At 70.5% G+C, this 5460-nt stretch carries 6 protein-coding genes and 2 pseudogenes; 1 reads left to right on the top strand and 7 read right to left on the bottom strand.

Annotated features, from left to right (window positions below):
* Positions 1–51 precede the first annotated feature (51 nt).
* The 3 genes and pseudogenes from thrS to AC2VNT_RS01715 form a co-directional block, all read right to left on the bottom strand.
* Complete coding sequence (gene thrS, locus AC2VNT_RS01725) at positions 52–2163, bottom strand: threonine--tRNA ligase (protein WP_486945213.1); 2112 nt, start codon at positions 2161–2163, stop codon at positions 52–54.
* Positions 2164–2253: 90 nt separating this feature from the next.
* Entirely contained in the window at positions 2254–2880 is a 627-nt protein-coding gene (locus tag AC2VNT_RS01720; protein WP_486945215.1) for a PaaI family thioesterase, read from the bottom strand.
* Between the two features lie 13 nt (positions 2881–2893).
* A pseudogene (locus AC2VNT_RS01715) lies at positions 2894–3133 on the bottom strand (aldo/keto reductase); the annotation flags it as partial.
* 128 nt (positions 3134–3261) lie between these two features.
* Here AC2VNT_RS01715 and AC2VNT_RS01710 point away from each other — a divergent pair.
* Positions 3262–3759, top strand: a complete 498-nt coding sequence (locus AC2VNT_RS01710) for a DUF1990 domain-containing protein (protein ID WP_486945212.1) — start codon at positions 3262–3264, stop codon at positions 3757–3759.
* Here AC2VNT_RS01710 and AC2VNT_RS01705 read toward each other — a convergent pair.
* From AC2VNT_RS01705 to AC2VNT_RS01690, 4 genes and pseudogenes are all read right to left on the bottom strand, one after another.
* On the bottom strand, positions 3731–4009 hold the full coding sequence (locus tag AC2VNT_RS01705) for a hypothetical protein (RefSeq protein ID WP_486945211.1): 279 nt from the start codon (positions 4007–4009) through the stop codon (positions 3731–3733). The two genes, AC2VNT_RS01710 and AC2VNT_RS01705, sit on opposite strands and share 29 nt — an antisense overlap.
* 92 nt (positions 4010–4101) lie before the next feature.
* On the bottom strand, positions 4102–4437 hold the full coding sequence (locus AC2VNT_RS01700; RefSeq protein ID WP_486945214.1) for a cupin domain-containing protein: 336 nt from the start codon (positions 4435–4437) through the stop codon (positions 4102–4104).
* 78 nt (positions 4438–4515) lie between these two features.
* A pseudogene (locus tag AC2VNT_RS01695) lies at positions 4516–4935 on the bottom strand (DUF4149 domain-containing protein); the annotation flags it as partial.
* Positions 4932–5460: helix-turn-helix domain-containing protein (locus AC2VNT_RS01690; protein WP_486945210.1), on the bottom strand; the 529-nt coding region annotated here is incomplete at its 5' end. The pseudogene AC2VNT_RS01695 and the gene AC2VNT_RS01690, both read right to left, overlap by 4 nt.

Raw genomic sequence — 5460 nt, 5'->3', positions numbered from 1 at the left:
CCGGGTCGCCGACGCCGCGGTCGGTGATGGTGTGTTCGCTCTCCGGTTCGGTCACGTGGAGCCGCCCGGCCTCATCGACTCGGCGGTGGGCGCGGTGTTGTCCCGGGCGGCGATCCAGCCGACGATCGCCGTGACCGCGTCGTCGCGGGCCACCCCGTTGATCTGCGAGCGGTCGGCGAAGCGGAAGCTCACCGCACCGGCGGCGACGTCTCGGTCGCCGGCCAGCAGCAGGAACGGCACCTTCTGGTTGGTGTGGTTGACGATCTTCTTGGCCATCCGGTCGTCGCTGGTGTCCACCTCGGCCCGCACCCCGTGCGTCTTCAACCGGGCGGCAACGTCTTCCAGGTACGCCACATGCTCGTCGGTGACCGGGATGCCGACCACTTGCACCGGCGCCAGCCAGGCCGGGAACGCGCCGGCGTAGTGCTCGGTCAGCACCCCGAAGAACCGCTCGATCGACCCGAACAGCGCCCGGTGGATCAGCACCGGGCGTTGCCGGGTGCCGTCCGGCGCGGTGTACTCCAGGTCGAACCGGTCCGGCATGTTGAAGTCCAGCTGGATGGTCGACATCTGCCAGTTCCGCCCGAGCGCGTCGCGGACCTGCACGGATATCTTCGGACCGTAGAACGCCGCGCCACCCGGGTCCGGGACCAGGGCCAGCCCGGACGCCTCCGCGACGGTGCGCAGCGTCTCGGTCGCCTCGTCCCACAGCGCATCCGAGCCGACGGACTTCTCCGGGTCCTTGGTGGACAGCTCCAGGTAGAAGTCGTCGAGCCCGTAGTCGGCGAGCAGGTCCAGCACGAACCGCAGCAGCGACCCGAGTTCGTCGGGCAGCTGCTCGCGGGTGCAGTAGATGTGTGCGTCGTCCTGGGTCATCCCGCGCACCCGGGTCAGCCCGTGTACCACCCCGGAGCGTTCGTAGCGGTACACACTGCCGAACTCGAAGAGCCGCAACGGAAGCTCCCGATACGACCGGCCGCGGGACCGGAAGATCAGGTGGTGCATCGGGCAGTTCATCGGCTTGAGGTAGTAGTCCTGGCCCGGCTTGCGCAGCGCGCCGTCGTCGCCGTACTCGGCGTCGATGTGCATCGGCGGGAACATCCCGTCGGCGTACCACTGCAGGTGTCCGGAGGTCTCGTACAGCGCCGACTTGGTGATGTGCGGGGTGGTGACGAACTCGTAGCCCGCCTCGATGTGCTTGCGCCGCGAGTAGTCCTCCAACTCCCGGCGGATGATCCCGCCCTTGGGGTGGAAAACCGGTAGGCCGGACCCGATCTCGTCGGGGAAGCTGAACAGGTCCAGCTCGACGCCGAGCTTACGGTGGTCGCGGCGCTGGGCCTCCTCGATCACCGCCAGGTGCCGGTCCAGCGCCTCCTGCGACTCCCACGCGGTGCCGTAGATGCGCTGCAGGCTGGCGTTTCCCTGGTCGCCGCGCCAGTACGCCGCCGAGCTGCGGGTGAGGGTGAACGCCGGGATGTACCGGGTGGTCGGGATGTGCGGGCCGCGGCACAGGTCACCCCAGATGCGTTCTTTGGTACGCGGATTCAGGTTGTCGTAGGCGGTGAGCTCGTCGCCGCCGACCTCCATTATCTCGGCCATGTTGTCGGTCGACACGGACTTGTCGTCGACCAGCTCCAGCTTGTACGGCTCGCCGGCGAGTTCGGCGCGGGCCTGTTCCGTGGACTCGTAGACACGCCGGGCGAACAGCTGGCCGTCCTTGACGATGGCCCGCATCCGCTTCTCCAGCTTGGCCAGGTCTTCCGGGGTGAACGCCTCCGGCACGTCGAAGTCGTAGTAGAAGCCGTCGGTGATCGGCGGCCCGATGCCCAGCTTGGCCCCCGGGAACAGCTCCTGCACGGCCTGGGCCAGCACGTGGGCACACGAGTGCCGGATCACGCTGCGACCGTCGGCGGTGTCGGCGGCCACCGCGGTCACCTCGGTGTCGGCGGCCGGCACCCAGGACAGGTCGCGCAGGGTGCCGCCGGGGTCGCGCACCACCACGATCGCGTCCGGCGCGCCCCGGCTCGGCAGCCCGGCGTCGCGGACCGCCGCGGCCGCGGTGCTGCCGGCCGGCACCCGGACCAGGGTCCGCGGTGATCGCGAACCCGGCGCGGCCGGGTGCTGCGGGTCGCCGCCGTCGCCGGCGCCAGCGGGGGCGTTCATGAGCTGCGTTCTCCAGGGCTATCGAGGTGTCGGGTCGGTCGCGACCATGCTATCGGGGCGGTCGTGCCCGACGGTCGGCCAGTTGGCTCGTCACGGCTGACCGGGCTTGAGGAACACGAACAGTGCCTCCGCCTCGGCCAGCACCCGGCCGTCGTCGCGGAGCCGGGCCTCGACGAAGATCTTCCGGCCCTCGGTGCGTTTCACCTCCGCCTCCAGCTGCAGCTCGGTCTCGATCGGGACGATGCTGCGGTAGTCGACGTGCAGGTAGGCGGTGCGCTGATACGGCCCGCCGGTGATCACCCAGGACGCGGTACCCAGCACCGAGTCGAAGAGCTGGGCGATCGCCCCGCCGTGCACCGCCCCGTTGCGGCCGAGGTGGAAGCGCCGGAACCGGGCCCAACCGGCCAGCCCGCCGGCGTCGGTCTTGTGCATCTTCATCGGCACCGGAAACAGGTTGCCGCGGCTGGGCAGGTCCAGCCGCCGCCCCGACGGCGACGACCACTCGTCGGCGTCGAACGGCGCCAGCAGGTCGCAGACCTTTTGCAGTGCGTCCGCAGCCTCGCTGATCACCTCGTCCGGAGCGTCGACGGCGCGGGTGTGGTCCTGCAGGGCACGCATCGTCTCGACGAAACGGCCGTAGTCCGGGCCGCCCTTCCCGGTCGGTTCGGGCGGGTTGAATCCCCCGCCGGGGTGTCGGGCATGCTCAGTGGCCACCAGGACACCGTATTGGTCAGGCCCCGGCGGGTGCCCCGGCGGCCTTCCCGGCGGCGGTCAGCGCGGCGAACTCGGCGTCACTGAGTGTGATCTCGGCGGCGGCGACGTTCTGCTCCAGGTGCGCCACGCTGGCCGTCCCCGGGATGGGCAGCATCGTCGGCGATCGACGCAGCAGCCAGGCCAGCGCCAGCTGTGCCGGGGTGGCGCCGCGCTCGGCGGCCAGCGCGGCCAGCGGGCCTTCGGCGGCGGCCAGCGGCCGGCCGCCAGCCCTCGTCGCGCAGCGCGACCAGCTCCCCGAGCTGGCCGGTCCGGCCCGGTGCGCAGCTGGATGCAATTTCGGCGTTCACCCGCCCGACGGTTCGCCTGCGGTGGCATGGTGGACCGGTGGAGTTGAGCGAGGTGAGCAAGCTGCCGCTGACCTACCGGGAGGTGGGTGCGACGGCCGGGACGCTGCCGGACGGCTACAAACACCTGCGCGCCTCGGCCCGGATCGGCTCGGGCCGACAGCGTTTCGAACGGGCCGCCGACGCGGTGATGCACTTCGGCATGCAGCGCGGGGCCGGGCTGAGCGTGCAGGCCAGCGCCGACGTCGCCGCGGTCGACGTGGTGCTGGTGGTCCGGATCGGCTTGATCAACGCGCCGTGCCGGGTGGTGTACGTCGTCGACGAACCGGATCGGCGCGGGTTCGCCTACGGCACCCTGCCCGGGCACCCGGAGTCCGGTGAGGAGTTGTTCTCGGTGCGCTACGACCCGGGCGACCACTCGGTGTACGCCGAGGTTCGGGCCTTCTCCCGGCCGGCGACCCGGTGGGCCAAGGCCGGCCGGCCGGTCGCCTCGCTGGCTCAGCGCATCGTCACCCGCCGCTATCTGCGCCGGATATGACCGACAGCTGTGCGTGGGGGTTGTGCAGCACGCCAAGCCAGTTGGCCAGGTATTTGCCCCAGGCGCCGGTGGCCCACGCACCGTTCCGCTCGACCACATAGGGCCGGCTGGGCAGGATGTCGAAGAACTTGTCCATGCCGAACAGGATCGGCGCAGCCGTGAACAGCGCTCGGAACAGGAAAAACGCCTCGTAGAGCGGGACTTTCAGGCGCTCGGTCAAGGCCGGCGCCCCGCTGATGTTGGTGCTCATCGCATCCCCCTAAATTGTAAAAAACTACTGTTTTTACTTTAGAAGGACCTGGGCGTTAACGCCAGTGAGCCGCTTTTCTGCGCTTGCGCGCCCTACGGCATGTGCTTGGCGACCGTCAGGATGATCGCCGAGTCCTCAAGGGCCTCCAGCGCGTGCCGGGTCGGCGGAATCACCACCAGGTCACCGGTGGCCCCCTCCCAGCTGGCGTCGCCGGCGGTCAGCTTCACCCGGCCGCGCAGCACCTGCAGGGTCGCCTCGCCGGGGCTGTCGTGTTCGGCCAGTGCCTCACCGCCGCGCAGCGCCACCAGGGTCTGTCGCAACGCCTGCTTGCCGCCGCCGTAGATGGTGTGGGCCGACCGCCCGCTGTGGTGCTGCTTCGCCGCGGCCATCTGCTCGGTGACCAGGCTGTCCAGCGAGGTGGATTCCATCGGGCTGAGTCCTCCGGTCTGCGATTCTTCGGCGCGGCGGGCGGGATCCGCGCCGGGATTCCCCGCTGCCGTCCCACTGGATAATAGAAGAACTCCGGCGGCCACCAGGGAGATCACCTTGACCACCTCGAGGCCGACGTAGGTGTAGTGGCCACGGGAGCGCGGGCCCTCGTGGCCGGCCAGCACCTCGTCGGAGCGGCGGTTCAACCGCGGCCGCACCGCCAGCAGCTGCAGCGCCAGCATGGCGAGCGCGACCAAGAACGCCACCGCGACGGGGATCGGCGGCCGGGTGACCAGTGCGGCCACCACGATGATGGCCGCCAACAGCAGCTCGCCGCGGTTCAACGCCCGGAAGACGATCCGGCCGATGCTCAGGCACATCGGTACGGTCGCGTTCTCGGCCCGGAACTTCAGCGGCGCCTCCATGAACGAGATCGCCAGCAACATGCCCAGCCAGACGAAGGTGGCGGCGACGGTGACGGCGGTCCCGGCGTTCATCGGGCGGCCTCGTCGACGCGCACCGGACCGGTGACCGAATGGTCCACCCGCACCCGGTCGCCAGCCGGCGTACTCGGGCCGGCGCCCCGGGCGGCCAGGTGCGCGAGGCACAGGTCGGGTTCGGCGAAGGCGACCATCCGGTCGACCTCGACCGGCGCGCCCCAGGACTGCAGCGCCCCCTGCATCAGACCGAGGTGGATCGGGCAGACGACGTCGGTGCGCGACTCGGCGAGTTCGAGGAACGGGCAGTGCCGCATGCCGACCTGGGTCTCGGCGTCGATCTCGCCGCCGGTCTCGACGACCTCCGGCTCGAACCCGAGCTCGTCGAGCATCTCCACCAGGCCGTGGATTGACTCCTCGGCGTCCACCGGGTCCGCCGCATCCACGATCGGCTTCAACCGCTGTCCCCAGACCCGCCCGGCGGCAAGGGCTTTCGAGCTGGCGTCCGCGTCGGCGGCCAGACCGATGGTGAGGATCTCGGCCAGCAGCCGATAGTGCCGGGTTCCGCCCCGGTCCATCCGGCGC

The sequence above is a fragment of the Mycobacterium sp. TH-M15 genome (assembly GCF_057473705.1).
This window is presented reverse-complemented; position numbering and strand designations above follow the sequence as displayed.

What these genes read in the sequence shown, in the direction of transcription:
- AC2VNT_RS01700 (WP_486945214.1), bottom strand. Translation starts at nt 4,437, where the DNA reads ATGGAATCCACCTCGCTGGACAGCCTGGTCACCGAGCAGATGGCCGCG.
- thrS (WP_486945213.1), bottom strand. Translation starts at nt 2,163, where the DNA reads ATGAACGCCCCCGCTGGCGCCGGCGACGGCGGCGACCCGCAGCACCCG.
- AC2VNT_RS01705 (WP_486945211.1), bottom strand. Translation starts at nt 4,009, where the DNA reads ATGAGCACCAACATCAGCGGGGCGCCGGCCTTGACCGAGCGCCTGAAA.